Origin of the sequence: Bowmanella denitrificans, from assembly GCF_002887595.1 — a bacterium.
Classification (GTDB): domain Bacteria; phylum Pseudomonadota; class Gammaproteobacteria; order Enterobacterales; family Alteromonadaceae; genus Bowmanella; species Bowmanella denitrificans.
In genome coordinates this window covers 706,666-727,764 of the sequence record NZ_PEBU01000002.1, presented here as the reverse complement: position 1 = coordinate 727,764, position 21,099 = coordinate 706,666, and the positions used below count along the sequence as shown (strand labels likewise).

Sequence of the window (21,099 nt, the reverse complement as noted above, 5' to 3'; positions counted from 1 at the left end):
ACAGACTATTTAGAGAGGGTGTTAGTGGCCGGTATGGGCGAAGTGCTCGAAAAATGAGCATTCATGCTCTTGCCCTGAGACTTACATGAGATTTTTGATTTAATTCGTCATGTCAATTTTTACTATCAGGATCCAAGGCTTGTTAAGGCCATGGAGTTGATTGTTCTCGCCAGGCAGCGCAGGGGCGACATTGTATCTAATTTGCTGACATCCCTTCACAAAGCTTATATAAGGGGACGTGCTATCACTGAAGCTCGCCAACTGGAAAAGCGTTACCCCGAGTTACAATTCACTGAAACCTTACCTCTGATAAAAAATATCAGCGCAGAAAGAGGGTTCCTAGAGTTAGATGACAATCGTCAGTCCATTTTGTATCGAAAATTTGAATTTGGTCCGAACGGGCATGTAGTGGTTGTGAGCTCTCCTATGTGTTCACCATCAAAGCGCTTTCTTTCCTGGTTAAATGCTCCAAACAGAGAAATGTATAAAGCGATATTTTCACGTTTCGCAACCTTTGTCTCTCCGCCTGGAGACTATTTACATATTGAAAGCTATCATGCTGCAAACAAAGAAATTGCACCAATTAAACTGCATTATATTTACAACAAAGACCAGTGGCCCGAAATTCAATTGTGGAATACCCCTGTGTTTTATTTTTTTTATGATGGAAAACTGGTGTCACAATTGGTCGGCTGGCCTGAGGAGGGCCGGGAAGTGGCGTTGACAAATGCGTTGAAGGCCGTCAAATTGTTGTGATGTGATGCAGCAATATTGTGCACGAAAGGTTGGCATAATGTTTTGTGCAGTTTCACTTTTTGAAATCTGCTCATAACCTGTCAATTCCAACTATAGCGCTTTATAAGCAAGCTGCATCTGTACAGCCTTTGATTGTTACCGGGAAGTCGTATGCCTTATCGGGTGCACTTGTTTTCATTACGTATCGCCCATGCCTTTCGTGAAACTTGCCTAAGTGGCGAATATAACCTTTTACAGTTGCGCAAGGATCTGTTGGCCGGTCTGAGTGTTGGCATTATCGCCATACCGCTGGCCATGGCATTGGCCATTGCCAGTGGTGTGGCGCCGCAGCATGGCTTATATACGGCAATAATCGGCGGTTTTGTGATTGCCCTTTGTGGCGGCTCCAGACTGAGTATTTCCGGCCCAACCGCCGCTTTTATTGTGTTACTTGTTCCTATTACCAGCCAGTATGGTTTGGTGGGACTACTGCTGACCACCTTTGTTGCTGGCATCATACTGGTAATGATGGCAATACTGAGGTTAGGGCGATTTATCGAATATATTCCCGAGTCAGTGGTATTGGGGTTCACCTGTGGAATTGCACTGGTGATTGCCATATTACAGGTTAAGGATGTGTTGGGTTTACCACTTGCGTCCTTACCGGACGAATTTATCCATAAGATCCCGGTGCTGCTAACAGCCATACCGGATATGCACTGGCCCAGTCTGTTGGTAGCCGCTGTCACCTTGTTTATTATGATAGTCTGGCCGCGTTTGCGCCTGCCGTTGCCTGGCCATCTGCCTGCATTGGTGGTTGCCAGTGTCCTTGCCTTTGCCATGCATCAGGCCGGTTTTGCCACTGATACTATCGGTAGTCGCTTTAGTTACGCACTGGCTGACGGTACGGTGGGAATGGGGATCCCTGCGGCTATTCCAACATTTCAGTGGCCCTGGCAGCATGTTGATAAGGTTTGGCAGGCATTAACATTTGATTGGCAGTTAGTAAAAACTCTGTTGCCGGCAGCCTTTGCCATCGCCATGTTAGGCGCAATCGAATCCTTACTATGTGCCGTGGTGCTGGATGGCATGAGTGGTCAGCGTCATAGTGCCAATAGTGAGTTGTTAGGGCAGGGCATAGGCAACATGATTGTGCCCTTTTTTGGTGGCATTACGGCGACCGCGGCATTGGCACGTTCAGCGGCGAATGTACGAGCCGGAGCCGTTTCACCGCTGTCGGCGATGTTTCATTCCGCTACGGTATTCGCTGCGCTGTTGATGCTCACAGACTTACTTAACTTTGTCCCCATGGCGGCGATGGCAGCCTTATTATTGGTAGTGGCCTGGAATATGAGCGAAGCACATAAGGCAATTCAGCTTGTTAAAACCGCCCCTCGTACGGATATATGGGTATTTCTGACCTGCTTTTTATTGACCGTGGCGCTGGACATGGTGATCGCTATTACGGCCGGGATCCTGTTGGCCGCCATGTTGTTTGTGAAAGACATTGCTGAGATGACCAAAATCACCGATATCACGCAGAGTAAAAGGCTGGTCAATTCACCACTGCCGGATGGCTGGTCGGTATTTAAAATTAACGGCCCACTGTTTTTTGCTGCCGCCGATCGCATTTTTGCCGAGCTCTCCACGCTTTGTGAAGACCATAAAGGCTTTGTATTGTATCTGGACGGTGTGACGATACTGGATGCTGGCGGGTTGGCTGCCCTGAATAAGCTCATCAGCCAGTGTCAGCGCAAACAAACCCAGATCTATATCGCCGACTTGCAGTTTCAGCCGTTAAGGGCGTTGGCGAAAGCCGGGGTGAAACCCATTGCTGGTGTGTTGACCTTCTATTCCAGCCTGGCGGATGCGCTGGACAATCTGGCAGACATAAAACGGATGGATTCGGCGTTGCCAGAGTTAAACAAAATATAACTGGTTAAAAATTCCGCAGATGAATTTATAATTTGCGGTATAATGCCGCGCTTTTTTTCAACCGGTAGTGCCCATTGTCAGTTCAAGCCACCATCAAAGCCGAACGCTCGCTGTTCTCTTACCCTAAATACTGGGCGCATTGCTATGGCACCGCGCCGTTTTTACCGATGAGTCGGGCTGAGATGGATGAGCTTGGCTGGGATAGCTGCGATATTATTCTGGTCACCGGCGATGCCTATGTGGATCATCCCAGCTTCGGTATGGCGGTGATAGGCAGGGTGCTGGAGTCCCATGGTTTCCGGGTTGGCATCATTGCTCAGCCGGACTGGACCAGTAAAGAGCCGTTTATGGCACTGGGCAAACCTAATCTGTATTTCGGTGTGACCGCCGGTAATATGGACTCCATGATCAACCGCTATACGGCAGATAAAAAACTGCGCCACGACGATGCCTATACACCAGGCAATGTTGGCGGTAGGCGACCGGACCGGGCCGTGACAGTCTATTCGCAGCGCTGCCGCGAAGCCTACAAAGATGTCCCTATCATTATTGGCGGTATTGAAGCCAGTTTACGCCGGATTGCCCATTATGATTATTGGTCTGAGAAGGTGCGTCGCAGCATTTTGTTTGATGCCAAAGCCGACCTGCTAATGTACGGCAATGCCGAGCGCCCTTTAGTGGAAGTCACCCACCGCCTGGCGGCGGGGGAAAATATTGCCGATATTCAGGATGTCAGAGGCACGGCGATTATCGTTAAGCAGGCCCTGCCCGAGTGGCAAGGAGTTGACTCTACCCACCTCGATACACCGGGGAAAATTGACCCTATTCACAGCCCTTATCAGATTGAGCCTGACTGTGACTCGCAAAAATCCAATGTCGAGGTAAACGATAATGGCGTCAACATTCAGCCGGTTCAGGCTAAACCCATTGTCATCCAGCCGGATAACCGGCGTAAACCCTGGGAAAAGGTCTATGTCAAACTGCCGGCTTTTGAAGTAGTACGGGACAATAAAACCCTGTATGCCCATGCTTCGAGGGTATTGCATCAGGAAGTCAACCCGGGGTGTGCCAGGGCTTTGTTGCAGCGCCACGGTGATCGCCATATCTGGATCAATCCCCCGGCCATGCCACTTGAAACCGAAGAGATGGACGCGGTGTTTGATCTGCCTTATCAGCGGGTACCGCATCCGGTCTATGCGGATGCGAAAATTCCTGCCTACGATATGATCCGCTTTTCTATCAACATTATGCGCGGATGTTATGGTGGCTGTTCGTTCTGCTCCATTACCGAGCATGAAGGGCGCATTATCCAAAGCCGCTCTGAAGATTCCATTATTCGTGAGATTGAAGATATTCGCGATAAAGTTCCTGGTTTTACCGGTGTGATCTCAGATCTTGGCGGCCCCACTGCCAATATGTACCGGCTGCGGTGTAAAAGCCCTAAAGCCGAAGCAACCTGTCGGCGCCCATCCTGCGTTTACCCGTCCATATGTGCACATATGGACACCAACCACGCACCGACCATTAATTTGTATCGGCGGGCCAGAAACCTCAAAGGCATTAAGAAAATCCTGATTGCCTCTGGCGTACGTTACGACTTAGCGGTGGAAGATCCGGAATACGTTAAAGAACTGGCACTGCACCATGTAGGTGGCTATTTGAAGATTGCCCCGGAGCATACCGAAGATGGACCGTTGTCAAAAATGATGAAGCCGGGCATGGGCAGCTACTACCGCTTTAAAGAGCTGTTTGACAAGTATTCGTCAGAAGCAGGCAAGAAGCAGTACCTGATCCCGTACTTCATTGCCTCGCATCCGGGCACCAGCGACGAAGATATGCTGGCGCTGGCAATCTGGCTGAAGGAGAACCGCTTCCGCTTGGATCAGGTGCAGAACTTCTATCCATCACCAATGGCCAGTGCCACCACTATGTATCACAGTGGTGTGAACTCGCTGAAAAAGGTCAGCAAGGACAGCGAACAGGTGGTGTCGGCAAAAGGTGAGATCCATCGTCGTCTGCATAAAGCGATGCTGCGTTATCACGACCCGAAGAACTTTGCGCAAATCCGTGACGCTCTGAAGAAAATGGGGCGGGAAGATCTTATCGGGCGTGGACCGCAGCATCTGGTACCACCGGAATCGGCGCAAGAACGTCAGCAAAAACCGGGCAAAGACGGCCAACGTGCGCTGACCAAACATACCGGCTTGCCGCCACAGCCAAAATGGAAAAAATCGGGTAGCAAACCAAAAAGCAAGCAAGCGAATGGACGCGAAGGACAGCGCAGCCGCCAACGCTGAGTATCAAATATGTCAAAAGGCGCCTGCGGGCGCTTTTTACTTTGTCGGGTAAGTCAGTCAAGCTTGACCAATTAAGCCGAATTTATTTTTGAGTGACAGCTATGCAGCAACAAGAACAAAAGAATCCGCCTGTCAGGCCTAAACCGGTAAAAAAATATATGCAGGGCGCGCCACTATCTCCCTGGCGTGAGTCGCTGCATGAAATCATCTTTGAAGCGGAAACGCCGGCCGGTAAATGGTTCGACATCTTGCTGATTGTAGCAATTGCCGCCAGTATTTTGGTGGTCATGCTGGACAGTGTCGCAGCGATTAATCTTAATTACCGTACCCTGTTATTTATGGCTGAGTGGTTTTTCACTATTTTGTTCAGCATTGAATACTTGCTGCGCTTGTTGTGTGTCAGAAAACCCATACGTTATGCCACCAGCTTCTTTGGTGTTGTGGACCTTGTTTCCATACTGCCCAGCTTTCTGGCGCTGTTTTTTACCGGTGCGCAAACATTGTTAGTGGTGCGTGGATTGCGGGTGTTAAGGATCTTCAGGATCTTTAAGCTGGGTGAATATCTGGGCGAAGCCCATGCCCTGATCCGGGCCATGCGTAACAGCAGAGCCAAAATAGCCGTATTTTTATATACCGTTTGTGTCTTTGTGGTGATTTTCGGGGCGGCCATGTATCTTATTGAAGGCCCTGAACACGGCTTTTCCAGTATTCCGCAGTCCATGTACTGGGCCGTCGTAACCCTGACTACCGTAGGGTACGGCGATATCTCCCCACAAACTCCCTTAGGCCAGATGCTGGCTTCGATGGTGATGATCCTGGGGTATGCGATTATTGCGGTTCCCACCGGCATTTACAGTGCAGAACTGGCTCGAGAGTACCGCCGCGATGTCACAAATTTTGCCTGCCGCCATTGCGGTGAAGAGGGGCATGACCAGGACGCCCGCTTCTGTAAATATTGTGGTGGCGTGGTGCCCTGAGTCAGGCTTGCCAGTAGGCGATGCCTAGTCCTAACGTCGCTGCCGATAGCAATGGAATAAACACCCGCCATAGCATGCCCGGTCCGGCTATAGACACGCTAATTCCTGCTTTCACCAGGGTATTTGTGCTACAAGCCAGGATAATGCCGGTTACGGCCGAACTTAACGGGATTTGTTCAAGGCTCATTCGTGACAGGGTCAGGTTAACCGGATCCACATCGGCAATACCCGACACTATGGCTAATAAATAAACCCCTTGATCGCCCAAATATTCAGTGAGGGCCCGGCCAATCAACAAGATAATGGTCAGCAGCAGTCCAAAGCCGATCGCAGACTTAAGTTCCAATGGATTGACCAAATGTTCGATGGCTGCTTGTGGGGTCAGATGACGTTTAAACCAAAATGCCAGGGCAAAACCAAGTGTTACCAGCATCATAGTAGCAATGGGAAGCAGTAAGTGAGGGAAGAGCGCCGGATTAATAACAGTGGCGACCAACAGAACCCGGGGAAACATAGTGCAACATGCCAGTAAAATCCCCACCGCCAGCGCCCCTTGTAACAGCGGTTGTTTTTGGCTGAGTTTTGAATAGGTCAGGGTGAGTGCTGTGGATGACGCCAGTCCGGCGGTGAGAGCAGTAAGTAGGATCCCCTTATCTGCGCCAGCCAGTTTAATGCTGATATAACCGACAAAAGAAATACCGGCAATCAGTACCACCATCAACCAGATTTCATAGGGATTCAGCACCTGCCAGGGACCATAGCCCTGATTGGGTAACACCGGCAGCAGCACCAGGGAGATCAGCAGCAACTGCAACACGGCTTGCAGTTCCTTTTCTTCCAGGCGTTTAAGCCAGGCATGCAACAGTTCTTTGTAACGCAGCAACAGCGCCATCACAATTGTCGCGGACACCGCCATGTCGGCCTTGCCTGAGGTGGCTAATGCGCCAAGCACCAAGGTCAGTAGCATTGAAACCAGACTGGTGGCACTGACATCCTGACTTTCCTGGCGTTTAGTCCAAAAAGCAACGCTGATAGCCAGGGAAAAGCCAATAAAAATAACCGCAAAGGCGCTTGCGCCAAACGAATCGCTGAGTAAACCAGCGCAGCCACCAAGCAGGCCGGTCAGGCCAAATGTGCGTAGCCCTGCTACCCGACTTCCTTCTGCCAACTGGCGTGAGCGCCAGCCTCTTTCCACTCCAATGAGTAAACCAATGGCTAGGGATATGCCGAGGGAAATCAATGAGTTTGGGTTATCAGATAGCAGCACTTATGCTCCAAATAGCGCCTTCACTAATTGTTTACGGTAAAGATAAACAGTGCTGAATGTCCATAGCTAGATGTGTGAATTCACTCAGAACACCAATACGGCACTATTATTCTGTTTATCAGAGCGAAATTCAAAGTGAACCTGGTAGCTATCGCACAAGCGCTTAACAATGGAAAGCCCCATGCCCAGACCTTGGCTGTCTGGTCCTTTAGTGCCGCTGTCGAACAATGTATCGTGTAGCTCGGCTGATAGCATGGGGCCTTGATTTGCGATTAACAGTTGCCTATCACGCAGCTCAATCCTCAGCTCACCATAGCCGTGACTCACGGCATTACCAACCAGATTGGACAAGACTGCATCCAGTACAGCAGATGGCAGGGTGACAGTGAATTGCCCATCCACCTCGACGCTGACCAACCGGTCCTGCTCAGTCAGATGTTGCAAATGTGGCAGTAACGCTTGTTCAATGGCGAAACGAAGATTTAATTGAACAGGCACAAGGTTCTCCTCCCGGGCCAGTGCCAGCAGCCCCTGCAGACAACACTGCATCTTCTCGCTGCCGTTGTTAAGACGCGTTACCAATTCCACCTGGCGATCGTCCAGCTGGGTTTGATTAAGCAGTGTCAGGGCTCCACAAAACACCGTGAGTGGGGTACGCAATTCATGGCTGACATCGCGGGTGAATTGTTGCTCGCGTTGGATAAAAGCATCGATACGCTGCATTTGCGTGTCCAGGGCTTGCGCCAGAATACCAATTTCGTTATTGGGGTACGCGTTGGCAAAGCCCTTGGGTAAGCCAGACTCTGTTGCAGTTTCAATTACCTGGGTCAGACGAAATAAGGGCTTGAGTAATCGGTTGGCAATGGACAAGGCCAGCAACAAGGCCAATAGCAGCACCAGCGACAGGCAAATCAGCAGAAACTTCAGCATGCCACCTTTTATCTTACGCACAATCAGATAATCACTGACTTCAGCGACTAACAGGCGTCCATCATCTAACCGTTTAAGATGAAAATGGCGGCCGTCATCCACACCGATTTCCTTGCGCTGGGGCTCTGCTGCCAGCACTGATTGCAGCGCATCGGGTAGTTGTTGGAGGTCAGTATACAAAGTGACAAAGGGCAGGTGAGGGGCAGAGTTGCTCGTTTGGCTGACCCGTATTGCTTCGTCTTCAAGGATCCTCTCAAAAAAGCTGTCCTCGATATTATAAGCAAAAAGAAAACTGACCATGCCAAACAGCAATGCCGTCAGGCAGGTTGTCAGGGTCAGGCTCAGCAGCAACCGATATTTAAGACTATGACGGGTCATGGGGCAATTTCAGGGTAAAGCCCAAATGATGCAATGTATGCAGCAATGGGGTCGTGAAGGGTTTGTCGAGCTTCTGGCGTAGCTGATAAATATGTGAACGCAGGGCATCTGAGTCGGTTGGTTCGTCCTGCCAGATACGCTCGATCAGCTCAGAGCGAGTGACAACTCTTGGATGTGCCTGGGCAAGAACCAATAGTATTTTGAACGGAATGGGATTTAAGTTCAGCGCCACGCCATCACGCCAGGCCTGGTTGGCACCTTTGTCTATAACCAATGGGCCGAGTGTTAGATCATGTGGCTGGTTTACTTCATGACGGCGGCTCAGGGCCATACAGCGCATCTTAAGTTCAGGCAAAGCAAAAGGCTTGGTCAGGTAATCGTCAGCGCCCAACTCAAATCCCTTTACCTTGTCATGCAGACTGTCCCGCGCGGTAAGCATAAGAATTGGGATATGCCGGTCAGCCTGACGGCGCAACTCTGTACAGAGTTGCCAGCCGTCCAGACCGGGTAACATCAGATCCAGAATCAACAAATCATAATAATGTTCAAGGGCAAGTTGCAGTCCCAATTGTCCATTGTGGGCAAAATCCAGTTGCCAGTTTTCCGTTGCCAGGAATTCGGCAATATTGGCGGCAATATCCCGGTTGTCTTCAATTATCAGTATTTTCAATGCTGGATCTCAGTGTTGATGCTTACCTGACGACTTGCTTCGATTCCAATTCGTTAAGCAGTGCCTGCACGTTTTCGGATTCTGGGTGCGCTTGCAAGTACGTGGTTAAAGTTTGCCGTGCCGCCATGTCATTACCCAGCGCCTGATGCGTCTGGGCAATCTGTGTCACCAGGGCAGGGTGCTGCATAATGGGGTTGACCAGTTCCATAATACGAATTGCATTGTGTTTGTCATTTTTATCTTGGCCAAATTGGGCAAGATAGTAACCGTACATGCCAATCAGCTCCACTTGTACGGCGCTGTTTTCTTTTAACTGCGCGGTACTGTAGGGCATCCCCTCTAATAAATCCCTTACCAGTTTGATACTGTTGTCGTCTTTGTATGAGGGACGATGCTTGGCCTCAATGCCAATGGCCTTAAGCACTGCCAAGGCGGTATCTACGGTAGAGAACGGGTTCTGACCGGTAACCAGGCGGGTGTCTGTGGCCACATGGCTAAGCATCAGTGCTGAGCTTTCAAATTGTGCACCACGTTCGCGGAGTTTGTCTTCCAGCAAAAAAGAGAAGTCTTTTTTCCACTTTTTGCCAAATGCTGCTTCTTCCTGATTAGTGAAACCATTCACTTTTTTGCCTGAAACCAGGTAGCTGCCATCCGAGAGCTTTACATTTACTAACGCAGCAGGTCCATGGCATACGGCAGAAACGATACCGTTGTTTTCCCAGATAGTGCCGATAATATGTTGCAGGGCCTTATCCTGATAAAGGTCAAACATCGGGCCCTTACCACCCACGACAAACACCGCCTGATAATCGGCTGGCTTAATCTGGGACAACACCAGGCTGTTGTTAAGCTTGCTGATGGCCACAGGATCCTGGGAAAACGCCTGATTATAGGGCTTTTCCGGGTCATATTTATCAGCCACCGGGTAACCGCCCAAGGGACTGGCGATATCCACTTCCAGGCCGTTGTTGCTAAATACCAAATAGGCTTTGGCCAATTCATCAAATTCAAAGCCAGGCTTGATAATCTCATCAGCCGTGTTTGTCTCGCCGTAACTGCTGACAACCATCAGCATACGGGGTTTAGCATACAAGGCGCTGCTAAGCAGCAGGCCCACAATTATCGTGAGGTAATTTAGCAGTTTCATAAGGTTGCTCCGTTTGTTTGTACCGCTAGCATCCATGACTTAATGTGAAATGACTGTGAAGTGCTGACAAATACGCTGATGTTGTTAAGGCCAAAGAGGCATTAGCCCTATTGGGTGCGCTCAGGATTATTTTCAGGCAAAACGCTGACTAGCGTAAAATGTGTGTGAAATGAAAAACGCCCCTGAGGGCGTTTTAACCAGGCGTTAAATCTTGATAAAGATCTTACGTTTATACAACCAGGCAGACAGCAGGTAATGCAGGCCCACAGCAATTAATGCGAACAGCAGCGAGGCGTTCTTCTGTGACATCATGTCGCTCAGAAGCTGGAACAGCCACTGGTAAGCGCTGATGGTTTTGCCATCCACATCAAAGCGAATCACCTGGCCAAGTGTGGCGGCATACAACCAGGACAGCACATAGAAAAACAATGGGTTACTGCCGTACACCTGGGCCCAGTAAAAGCCTTTTTGCCACTGCTTAATATCATGACAATAAATGATGAGTGCCAGAATCAGCCAGGCAAATGCGCTGCATACCAATACATAGGAGCCTGTCCACAGCGCCTTGTTAATTGGCTGAAGCGGGTGCCACAGCAAACCTGCTAACAGCGCAATCGCTGCCCAGGTCAGTAAAGTCTTAATTTTAAGCTGGTGAGTGGCACAGGCAGCCAGCATGCTGGAGGTTAAGTAGCCTGCCAATAATGTTACCACGGCAGGTAAACAACTTAACAACCCTTCCGGGTCAAAAGGCATACCGAAGCCCTGATACAGATGGTCAGCTCCCAGCACTGCCATATCCATCTGGCGCACCAAGTTATGTTCAAGGGACCATGGATCCGGGCTGACTTGCATCAGTAACCAGTAGCCAAGCAGAATTGCAGCGCTGGCCAACCATACCCCACGCGCACTGAGGGTTAAAATAAGCAATGCGCCGACAAAATAACACAAGGCGATACGCTGCAGTACGCCCATAATGCGCCAGTTTTCCGGGTCGCCGGTAAAAGGGTAAATATTTAGTGCAAAACCGATCAAGAACATCAGCAAGGTACGTTTAACAATCTTAATCCAGGGAATTTGCCCCTTGGGAATACGCCCCATGGAATGGAACATGGCAGCGCCCACAATAAACAAAAAAAACGGAAAAATAAGGTCTGTTGGGGTCAAACCATGCCAGCTTGCATGCAGAAGCGGCGCATATACATGCGACCAACTGCCGGGTGTGTTAACCAAAATCATTGCCGCCAGAGTCAGGCCGCGAAAAACATCCAGACTCAATTCACGTTTCATTGAATCACCTCTAATCTATCGATACAAAAAAGCGCGCCTACACAGAGCGCGCTTTGCAAAATAACGCTATTACTACCAGCTACGTTTTTTATGGCCTGCTACGGCAAAATACAGAATAAACAGGTAACAAGGCAGTAGCACGATATAGCCAAATTGTTGTCCGGCGGCATCACCTGCACCGCTTAACAATCCCCAGAACATTGGGCCAAATGCCCCGCCTGCGATGCCCATTACCAGTAAACCCGAGGCAACGCTGGTCAGTTTGCCCAAACCGGAAAGGGCCATTGGCCATACGGCTGGCCAGACTATGGCATTCGCCAGGCCCAATACCGCAATCAGCAACAGGGAGTTCGGCAACTGGGCTCCGCCAAATGGCACCAATACCGCATCGGCGATGGCGGTAGATTCTGCGCTACCAAAGACAATGGCCAGTGCCAGCAAAATACCCAGCACGGCGGAGAAGGTCAGTGCTTTTTGCTGGGAGATGACCCGAGGGATCAAAATAATGCCCAGTACATAGCCAACCACCATACAAACCATGGTGTAGGATGTCATGACACTGTAGTTTTCCACCCCTAAAGACAGGGCATAAGCCCCAATAGTGTCGGCGGCAATCACCTCTGCTGCCACATAGAAAAACAACGACAATACGCCTAACACCAGATGAGGATGACGCAGCGCCTCTTTCACCGTGCCTTGTTCACCGCCTTCCTCTTCATTGTCCTGCAACTCGGGAATCGGCGAAAACTTTACTGCCAGAGCAATCACACCAAAAAAGGCTGCCATGCCCAGATAAGGCAGGATCAGGCTGTCTGCCATCATGGTGACTTCTTCCGCAGTCAGTTCTTTACCCACCAACCCGGTAAACTGCGCTGCAATTAGAGCACTGAATACCAGTGGGGCAACCACACCGGCACTTTTATTCAGTATACCCATAATGCTTACCCGCACCGCAGCCGATTCTTCTGGCCCCAAACGCACGACATAAGGGTTAACTGCCGTTTGCAACAAGGTCTGCGCGACCCCCATGCAAAGCTGTGCAAACAGGAACAAACCAAAGGTTTGTGTTTCTGCAGCGGGAATATACAGTAACGCAGCGAACAGCATGCCGCCAATTGCCAATGCCATGCCGTTTTTGTAGCCCACTTTGCGGATGATCCAGGCCGAGGGGATAGCGGTGAAGGTGACGGCAATATAAAAATTGCCAAGGATCAGTGCGGCCTGGAATGGCGTCAGGTCAAAAATCTGCTTTAGGTAGGGCATTAACGAACCATTCAGCCAGGTCGCAAAGCCAAGTATAAAAAACAGCCCTGCAACGATGGCCATAGGCACGGCGTTGCTTCTTGGTAGGTCGCGGGTACTCATTGTGGTATCCATCTTATTCTCACTTTGATTAACGCCGGGCCGAAGCGCCGACACACTTGTTGTATTCACCTGGCTTGATAAATCAGAGTTGCGCCTGACCACCTATCCAGTTTTGTTTAACTTGTTGATTGTCATCCAACAGCACCATGTCGGCGTTGAAACCTGGCTGCAATTTACCCAATTTGTTATCCAGTCCCAGATAACACGCTGGGGTCAGAGAAGCCATCTGCAAGCTTTGGGCTAGCGTAAAGCCCAGATCACGATGGCAATTACGTACTGCACTGGCCATGTCCAGAGCCGAGCCCGCCAGGGTTCCGCCAGGAATGGTCAGCATATCGCCATTACGGCGAATTTGTGTATCAAAAAACGGCAGTTCATCCATATCTGCACCCACATGGGCCATAGCATCGGTCACCAGCATAATTCGTTCGATGCCCTTGGCTTTAATCGCCGCTTTGGCGCTAATGGCGTGGACATGATAATGATCCAGTATCAAACCACAGTAACTGTCGCTGGCCAATGCCGCACCTACCATGCCCGGTTCACGACTGGTCATGGCAGACATAGCATTGAACAAGTGGGTAAAACCGTCGGCACCAGCTTCTATGGCCGCCAGTGTGGTGTCGACATCGGCATTGGAATGGCCCAGACAGACTTTAACGCCTTGTTTGACCAAATCGCGAATCACATCGGCTGGCACATTTTCAGGAGCCAGGGTCACCAGCACTTTGCCCAGATCTTGGCGGCAAAATTGAGCCAGCTCAGCATCACTGATTGGGCGAATAAATTGCTCGCGATGAATGCCTTTTTTGGGCTTGCTCAGATGCGGCCCTTCAAAGTGAATACCGTGAATGCCAGGAGTCTTGGCTGCAATAGCCTCAGCCATTCCGTTGGCGGCTTTTTGAATAACATCCAAATCGTCGGTAATCAGGGTTGGTAACATGGCGGTAGTGCCAAAACGGGCATGGGCCTTGAGTATTTCTGCAATTCCCTGAACGGACTGATCGGTGTTAAACAGCACACCGCCGCCGCCATTGACTTGAACATCCACAAAGCCTGGCACTAGCAGCCCATCAAGTTCTATAACCTGCGCACCGGTTTGCGCTTCAAGGGACAGCACTTTGCCATTTTCCACTGTCACACTGGCATTCTGATGAAGCTGTTCACCATCAAAAAATGCTTTACTCAGGTAAGTTACCGCCATGAATACCTCTGATTACAATGTTTGCGTGACTTTGTTCAGACCAACAGGTGAATCCGGGTTGTAACCCAGTGCCTGCGCCACCTGTTCCACATCAAGATAGAAGCGTTGTAATAAGGTTAGAGGCGCCAGGCGAGGGTGGATGTCTTTGCTTGTCTGTGCCATGTGGCAAAGTACTGCACCGCGACGTCCCACTTCTTCAATCTGCTGACGGTGTGCATCTACCGATTCGTCTTCGATGGTCAGGTCAACCACTGCCAGTTTCTTCTGAACCAAAGTCACCGGGCCGTGCAGGAACTCAGCACTGGAGAATGCCTCGGCATGCACGCTGCAGACTTCTTTCAGTTTCAGCGCCAGTTCACGCGCAATGGCATAACCAAAACCTCGCCCCAGTACCACGCAGTGTTTCAGGTCGCGGACAAAATCTACCGTCAATTGAACCGGTGCATCGATGGCTTGCTGCAGTGCTTCGGGTAACTGCTCTAGTGCGGCGATCAGCTCCTTATCCTGTTTCCAGTAGGCCACCATTTGCAGCAGTGCACTTAAGGTACACAAATAACTTTTGGTCGCTGCTACGGCTTTTTCGGCTCCGGCATTTAAAGGCAATACAAAATCTACCAACTCGGCCAGCGGCGACGTTGTGTCATTAACCAGGGCAACCACTAAACCACCGGCATTTTTGGCCGCCTTGGCCTGGGCCAGAATATCGGGGCTGCGACCGGACTGGGATATTACAATCACCAGCGCTTGCTTAAGTTTCAACTCTTTACCATAAACACTGGCGACAGAGGGGGCAGAGGCGGTGACCGGTGTGCCTGTTTCAATTTCAATCAGATATTTGGCGAACACGCCGGCGTGATCGGATGAGCCCCGTCCCACCATCAGAACAAAGGCAGGATCAAACAGGCGAATACGTTGACCAAGCTGGTGACAAGCGTCTTTGTTGTCTACCAACTGACTTTTAACTCTGTTTGGGGTTTCGGCGGCTTCTTGGGCCATGATACTGGTTGACATTAAGCTTTCTCACTTACTAAGGCTTGTTGTTGAGCGAATAATATGGCCCCGATTTCTGGGGGCTGCTTGGCTGGTTCAACGCGCACTCGCACATCTTCATCCAGCCAGGATTGAATCCTGGGCGCCAGACCACCGATCATAGATAATCTGGGCGGATTGTAGGTTAACAATTTTCTGGCCAGGCGACTGATGTAGTCTGCCCCGTTTAATACAATATCCAACGCCAGCGTATCTTTGGCTGCGGCACGTTCAATGACCAACGGTGCCAGTTTGGCATAGGCCGAAGGTTTCAGATTGGCCATCTGTTGGGCCAGTTCCTGGGCAGTTCTGCACTGAGTAAACTCAAGCACCTGATCCACCAATTCAGTTCGCGGTAACAGGCCATCCATCGCCTGCAGAGTTTGTTTGATGGCGGTAACGCCCATCCAGGCTCCGCTACCCTGATCGCCGACACTGAATCCATAGCCACCCAGTTCGTGGCTGTTACCGTCCACGTGAGCCATACCAATAGAACCTGTTCCGGCAATGATCACTGCCCCGTCTTCACCGTCGTGGGCTCCCAGACAGGCAATCTGCAGGTCAGTGGTAATATGAAACTGCGCAAAGGGGTGATCCCACTGGTCTAACATGGCGCGATACTTAGGCAGGTTGACTCCGGCCAAACCAGCACCGACCACCAGTTGGTCCACCATGCTGGATGCAAAGCCAGCCTGATGCAAAGCCTGTTCTGTGGCATCCATAATGGAATTGATCGCCAGATCCAAACCCTGATTTGGATTTGCCGGGCCTGACATCCCAGTTGCCAACGCCTGTCCCTGCTCATTGGCCAGCAGCACCTTACACTTACTGCCGCCGCCGTCGATACCGAGGTAGAGTTTTTCCTGCCTCTTCATTTATACGTTACCTTCTAACAAACCGGAACAGGTCAAGCTATGCGCAGGTTGACCAGCGAAACTGTAGCCTAACAGACTGATGACAGCGTTGTCATTTTGTTTTGTAATCATTTGGTAAAGTTTTTTCATCATTAGTTCACTTGTATGATGCGGCTGCTTCGTTGCATTCCTGGCAGACGGCTTCTAACCTCAAGCTGGCCTTGTACCGCCACGGGGTTTTGATAAGGTTGCCAATCGCTACCTTTTTCACGATATTCAATAACAAGACCTTGCCACAAGCTGTTGGCATGCAGTTTACCGTCATTGATTTTTGCGCCCGGAGGCGGTAAGCGAAACAGTACTTCGCCAGCCATATCCGGCAAGAACCGGTTGACCAGGGCATGACTAAAACCGGCCCAGTCTTTACGTAGCAGTGTTTCTTTGTCGGCATTAAAATAATCTGTAGCCGGACCATATTCACGACCAGCCTGATAAGGCACTTCCCAGTCAGCTTTATGCCAGGCTCGCTCAGCCAGGGCGTGTAATCTTGGATAGATCATAAACTCGGCACGTTTGTCGTCTCTGACCGTTTCACTCCACAGCTGACCCTGCATGCCGATATAGGCCGAACCTGCCTTAAGTGGTGTGTCGTCTTTGGCGGTAAATGGCGTGCCCATTCGGTTAGGCCAGAACTCTGCGTGGGCTGGCAGGTTGTCAGGCATAAAGCGGAATACTTTAAAACTGTCGGTATTACGTGATGCCCAATAATAACCGGGTTCCAGCGGGTCCAGAGCATAGGGGAAGTCAAAATAAAGCGCGTCTGGAATGGACAGCACCACATCCCAGCCTCGGTTGGCAAAATCCTGTGCTCTGTTATGGCCTTGCCAGAACAGGGCATCCCAGATATTTGCCTGAATACGCGGCGCGAGTTTTTCCTGTTCAACGTGGCTCAAGCCATCACTCCAGGCACCCGCGGTCACACCCATGGCGTTAACAATTTTGGTAACCTTTTCAACAAAATAAGCTGTGAGCTGCTCCGGGTCATCCATATTGTGTTTGGCTATGATGTCGGCACAGGCTGGAGATTCCTTCCATGCACCAGCGGTTTCATCGGCACCAATGTGGTAGCGATTCAGCGGCATGCCTGCATCGCTGTGCATCTTGTAGATCTCATTCAGCACTTTAGTAACAAAGCGATAAGAAGAGGGCAGGCAGGGATTAATGGTGTTGTCGTGGTAAAATTGTACCGACGAGTAGACCGTGGTGTCCTGTAAGTCGGTTAACAGGTACTCATTAGCCAAATCTGGCTTTTCCTGCTGCATATATTTGTTGGAACGGGCCAGCATCGCGCGGGTGGCAGCGCGGGAATGGCCGGGCATGTCTAATGATGGAATCACCTCAATATGCCGGGCTTTGGCATAGGCGAGAATTTCCTGATAATCCGCCACGGTATAGAAACCGTTGCCTGAGGTATCCTGCTCCGGACCATTACCCAGTTGCGGCAGCAGGCAGCGGGTTTCGGATGGGTCATAGCAACGGTAAGCACCGATTTCGGTTAGTTCAGGCAAATCAGGAATTTCAAGCCGCCAGCCTTCATCATCGGCCAGATGGAAATGCAATTTGTTGAGTTTAACGCTGGCCATTTGGTCGAGCAGCCTGAGTATCATTTCCTTGCTATGGAAGTTACGCGACACATCCACATGCATGCCCCGGAACGGGTATCTTGGGCTGTCCTGATAGCGCCCGGTTGCTACCTGGCCTTTATCTGCCAAGGCCGCCAGACTGATCAATGCGTAGTATCGACCGCTGCCGCTGCCAGCTTTGATACTTATATTGCTTTGGCTAACTTGTAGCTCGTAAGCATCAGCCACCAGGTTACTATCATCAATAAAGGTAACTGGTACCCCTTGCTTATTCTGGGGTATGCCTTTTTTGCCCAAATACGCTAAGGCCTGGGCAATCACTTCTGTTGATGTCACAGCAATACCAGCTTTGAGATTAAGCTGACCACCATCCAACTCTACATGGCTGATAGCCGGAATAATGCGATTGGACTCCAGTGCGGTGGCCTGTGAGTTGACATCCTGATAATGGTTGTACAACCACTGGGCATCAGCTAAAGGCAGGCTATCTTCCTTGCTGCGGAGATATTGCTGAGGCTGGTTTAGCGGGGCCACATGCTGGTTGTAAGTTAATTGGCTATCTAGGTCTCTGACTTCGCGGGTACTGTCAATGATGACGGGCTTTAAGCCGTCTGCTACAACAAAGTAATTTGGCATCTGGTCTGACGCAGAGGCGTGCCAGAAGGTGCCTTTCAGCGGAATCGAATAGGTCTGACCGGCTTTAAAACCACTGAATTGAGCAGTCGGTGTGATGGTGTGCAAATCACCGTTAATGTGCTGTATATCAAACAGCTCACTGCTGTCTGATTGAATAGGGGTAGTATGACTGAAGTAAAGTTGCCAGCCTGATACAGGAAGGTCCTGGTCTATTGCCAAGGTGATATTAGCGTCAAAACACTTGCCACCACCCAGGCTTTCGCTGCAGCCACTGGCATTCACGTTATCTACCACCCGATAGGTTACATCGAGATTGGCACCTAAGGTATCTAGTTGGGTTTGACTAATGGGGGCTGCCTGAACCAGTGCAGAGCTGCTAAACATGGCTAGACCTAGCGCAATCCGGGATAGTTTAAGTCCTGACAAGATAGTTTCCTTCATATTGTTGTTATTCAATCGTTAACCAGGTTGGTTAATCTTTGACAATGACAGCGTTGTCATTTATGTTAACAAAGATGGATTGTGTTGCAAATGTTTTGTTCTACAGGGATGTGGTAGTAGATAGTTTTTGATCTTTCCCTAATATGCTGTGCTGAACAGTGCATTAGCATCCAGCCATCTTAAGCAGAATCTCAATGTATATATAGGGAAGGTGTATATTATGAAAGTTCAATTATTTGGTAGAAAAGCTATATTCGCAGCGGTAATCACCTGCGCCGTATCTGCCTCTGCGTGGGCTGCTCAATATGTGAGTGACTCTCGAGGTGCTAGAGGCTCTGATTATTATGCGTGTGTGCATGCGTCTGGTTCAGCAGTGAGAGCACTAGAAGATCGTTATCCAAATGTTAGAATCTTAAAGGTGGAATGCAGGTTTGAAGGTGGCTATCCTGTCCCAATCACAGTGGCAACGGCATACGGCGTGATTGATTAAAAGATTAATAGAGTAGTTAAATACAGGCCTGTGTGGCCTGTATTTAAGAATGCCACTAGCACATACCGACCGGATGAAACTGAGTTGGCAGAGGCACTTATTGTCTAAGTGCTTATCAGTAAAGGCTTGAGTGTATAGGAAAGACCAAAACAGCTGGTAATCTGTTTTGAATGTGTTTAACCGTTAATTATAAGCTACTAAATGGTTTCATTCTCCAAACAAGAATGTGTTTATAGATGACTAACGAAATAAGAAAAATAATCATTGTCGGCGGTGGAACTGCAGGTTGGATGGCGGCAGCCAGCCTGGCCAAGTTTTCAGAGCATCGAGAGGTGACAATCACTTTAGTTGAGTCATCTCAAATCGGCACAGTGGGGGTGGGTGAAGCCACTATTCCAGGTATTGTGGACTTCAATCGAAATTTAGGAATTGACGAGTTAGAGCTAATCAAAGCCACCCAGGCCAGTTTTAAACTGGGGATTCAGTTTGAGAACTGGAATAAGCTAGGAGGCGATTTTTTCCATCCTTTTGCCGACTATGGTATGGAAATACAACAAGTTGCGTTTCATCATTTTATCCACCATTTAAATCGCAAAGGGGCCGGGTTGGACCTAACAGACTTTAGTTTTGCGATTCAATTGGCTAAGCAGAATAAGTTTGCTCAGCCCCATCCAAATCCGCCAACGCCTTTGGCCGACTATTCCTATGCTTATCATTTTGATGCCAGTCTGTATGCGGCTTATTTGAAGAAATTCAGTATAAATCTCGGTGTTAAGTGGATAGATGGTGAAGTCGAGGACGTGAAGTTAAACCCCCAAGATGGTTTTATTCAGGCTATCCAGCTAAAGGATGGCCAGTGCATCGAGGGGCAGTTTTTTATCGACTGCACGGGATTTAAGGGCCTGTTAATTGAGCAAGCCCTGAACACGGGCTACGAAGATTGGAGTCATTGGCTGTTTTGCGATGCTGCGGTGGCTGTGCAAAGTGAGCTAGTTGGCGAGCCTACACCCTATACGCGTTCTATTGCGCGTGAAAACGGCTGGCAGTGGCGTATCCCCCTGCAGCACAGAATGGGTAACGGCTACATCTATGCCAGCCACTTTCAGTCTAAGGAAAAGGCCGAAGCCATGTTGTTGGCAAATATTGAGGGCGGGGTAATCAACAAACCCAGACATTTTCGTTTTACCCCAGGAAGACGGAAAAACATTTGGAATAAAAACTGTTTTGCCCTAGGGTTAGCTTCAGGCTTTTTAGAGCCGCTTGAATCTACCAGTATTTCATTGATTCAAACAGCAATTGCAAAGTTATTAAGGTTTTTCCCAGATACCTCGTTTAACCCCTTTAACATTGCCGAAGTAAATCGGTTGCACAATAGCGAAATGGAACACATACGCGACTTCCTTATTTTGCACTACAAGTTGTCATCAAGAAATGACTCAGCGTTTTGGCGGCAGTGCCAAGAGGCGGAGATCCCCGAAAGTCTGCAACATAAGTTGGGGCTGTATAAGAGCTGTGGTCATCTAATTGAGCATGAAACTGAGTCATTCGAACCTTCAAGCTGGTTAACTATGTATAACGCCTTTGGTGTTGTGCCTGATGGAGTGGATATGCGGGCGAGCATGGCTAACACCGACAGCTTGATAAAAAATTTGCAACAAATGAAAGCGTCCATTCAAGGGGCTGTACAACAGGTTATTAGCCACCAAACCTTTATAGACAGACACTGTAAGGCAAGAATGCCAAAGGACAGTTAAGAGAAACAGCCACCTTAAAGGTGGCTGTTTTAAACTCGCTCGCATAGAGAAGAAAGCCTG

16 protein-coding genes are annotated in these 21,099 nt (G+C 49.6%); 6 read left to right on the top strand and 10 right to left on the bottom strand.

Annotation, left to right across the window (positions count from 1 at the left end; translation table 11 throughout):
• Window positions 1-150: 150 nt before the first annotated feature.
• The 4 genes from CSR04_RS06750 (at window position 151) to CSR04_RS06735 (ending at window position 5,944) form a co-directional block, all read left to right on the top strand.
• Window positions 151-756 carry a hypothetical protein gene (locus CSR04_RS06750; protein ID WP_102795475.1) on the top strand — a complete coding sequence of 202 codons (606 nt, stop codon included), beginning with the start codon at window positions 151-153 and terminating at the stop codon, window positions 754-756.
• A 150-nt stretch (window positions 757-906) separates the two neighbouring features.
• Window positions 907-2,670 carry a C4-dicarboxylic acid transporter DauA gene (gene dauA / locus CSR04_RS06745; RefSeq protein ID WP_102795474.1) on the top strand — a complete coding sequence of 588 codons (1,764 nt, stop codon included), beginning with the start codon at window positions 907-909 and terminating at the stop codon, window positions 2,668-2,670.
• A gap of 182 nt (window positions 2,671-2,852) precedes the next feature.
• Window positions 2,853-4,967: a YgiQ family radical SAM protein gene (locus tag CSR04_RS06740; RefSeq protein ID WP_245921433.1), complete on the top strand. Its 2,115-nt coding sequence runs from the start codon at window positions 2,853-2,855 to the stop codon at window positions 4,965-4,967.
• A gap of 101 nt (window positions 4,968-5,068) precedes the next feature.
• A complete protein-coding gene (locus tag CSR04_RS06735) occupies window positions 5,069-5,944 on the top strand; it encodes an ion transporter (RefSeq protein ID WP_102795472.1) in 876 nt (291 codons plus the stop codon).
• Between the two features lies 1 nt (window position 5,945).
• On the opposite strand, the gene CSR04_RS06730 is transcribed toward CSR04_RS06735, so the two are convergent.
• From CSR04_RS06730 to CSR04_RS06685, 10 genes are all read right to left on the bottom strand, one after another.
• A complete protein-coding gene (locus CSR04_RS06730) occupies window positions 5,946-7,211 on the bottom strand; it encodes an MgtC/SapB family protein (protein WP_102795471.1) in 1,266 nt (421 codons plus the stop codon).
• Window positions 7,212-7,295: 84 nt separating this feature from the next.
• The gene (locus CSR04_RS06725; RefSeq protein ID WP_102795470.1) at window positions 7,296-8,519 is read right to left on the bottom strand and encodes a sensor histidine kinase; all 1,224 of its coding nucleotides are present in this window, start codon (window positions 8,517-8,519) and stop codon (window positions 7,296-7,298) included.
• Window positions 8,506-9,189: a response regulator transcription factor gene (locus CSR04_RS06720; protein ID WP_102795469.1), complete on the bottom strand. Its 684-nt coding sequence runs from the start codon at window positions 9,187-9,189 to the stop codon at window positions 8,506-8,508. Before CSR04_RS06720 ends, CSR04_RS06725 begins: the two co-directional genes overlap by 14 nt.
• 22 nt (window positions 9,190-9,211) lie before the next feature.
• A complete protein-coding gene (locus CSR04_RS06715; protein ID WP_172449263.1) occupies window positions 9,212-10,336 on the bottom strand; it encodes a type 1 glutamine amidotransferase domain-containing protein in 1,125 nt (374 codons plus the stop codon).
• 204 nt (window positions 10,337-10,540) lie between these two features.
• Window positions 10,541-11,623, bottom strand: coding sequence for an acyltransferase family protein (locus CSR04_RS06710; protein WP_102795467.1), 1,083 nt, complete (start codon window positions 11,621-11,623; stop codon window positions 10,541-10,543).
• A gap of 72 nt (window positions 11,624-11,695) precedes the next feature.
• Window positions 11,696-12,988: an N-acetylglucosamine MFS transporter NagP gene (gene nagP, locus CSR04_RS06705; RefSeq protein WP_245921409.1), complete on the bottom strand. Its 1,293-nt coding sequence runs from the start codon at window positions 12,986-12,988 to the stop codon at window positions 11,696-11,698.
• An 82-nt stretch (window positions 12,989-13,070) separates the two neighbouring features.
• Entirely contained in the window at window positions 13,071-14,192 is a 1,122-nt protein-coding gene (nagA, locus tag CSR04_RS06700; protein WP_102795465.1) for an N-acetylglucosamine-6-phosphate deacetylase, read from the bottom strand.
• Between the two features lie 12 nt (window positions 14,193-14,204).
• Window positions 14,205-15,203 (bottom strand): glucosamine-6-phosphate deaminase NagB-II, encoded by a 999-nt coding sequence (gene nagB-II / locus CSR04_RS06695; protein ID WP_102795464.1) that lies wholly within the window; start codon window positions 15,201-15,203, stop codon window positions 14,205-14,207.
• Window positions 15,203-16,096 (bottom strand): N-acetylglucosamine kinase, encoded by an 894-nt coding sequence (gene nagK / locus CSR04_RS06690; protein WP_102795463.1) that lies wholly within the window; start codon window positions 16,094-16,096, stop codon window positions 15,203-15,205. Before nagK ends, nagB-II begins: the two co-directional genes overlap by 1 nt.
• A 131-nt stretch (window positions 16,097-16,227) precedes the next feature.
• Window positions 16,228-18,738: a family 20 glycosylhydrolase gene (locus CSR04_RS06685; protein WP_172449262.1), complete on the bottom strand. Its 2,511-nt coding sequence runs from the start codon at window positions 18,736-18,738 to the stop codon at window positions 16,228-16,230.
• A 277-nt stretch (window positions 18,739-19,015) separates the two neighbouring features.
• Between CSR04_RS06685 and CSR04_RS24685 the strand changes: the two genes are divergently transcribed.
• Together CSR04_RS24685 and CSR04_RS06680 are read left to right on the top strand one after the other, a co-directional pair.
• Window positions 19,016-19,285: a hypothetical protein gene (locus CSR04_RS24685; protein WP_146027114.1), complete on the top strand. Its 270-nt coding sequence runs from the start codon at window positions 19,016-19,018 to the stop codon at window positions 19,283-19,285.
• Window positions 19,286-19,521: 236 nt separating this feature from the next.
• Window positions 19,522-21,039, top strand: a complete 1,518-nt coding sequence (locus CSR04_RS06680; protein WP_102795461.1) for a tryptophan halogenase family protein — start codon at window positions 19,522-19,524, stop codon at window positions 21,037-21,039.
• The last annotated feature ends 60 nt before the right edge of the window (window positions 21,040-21,099 follow it).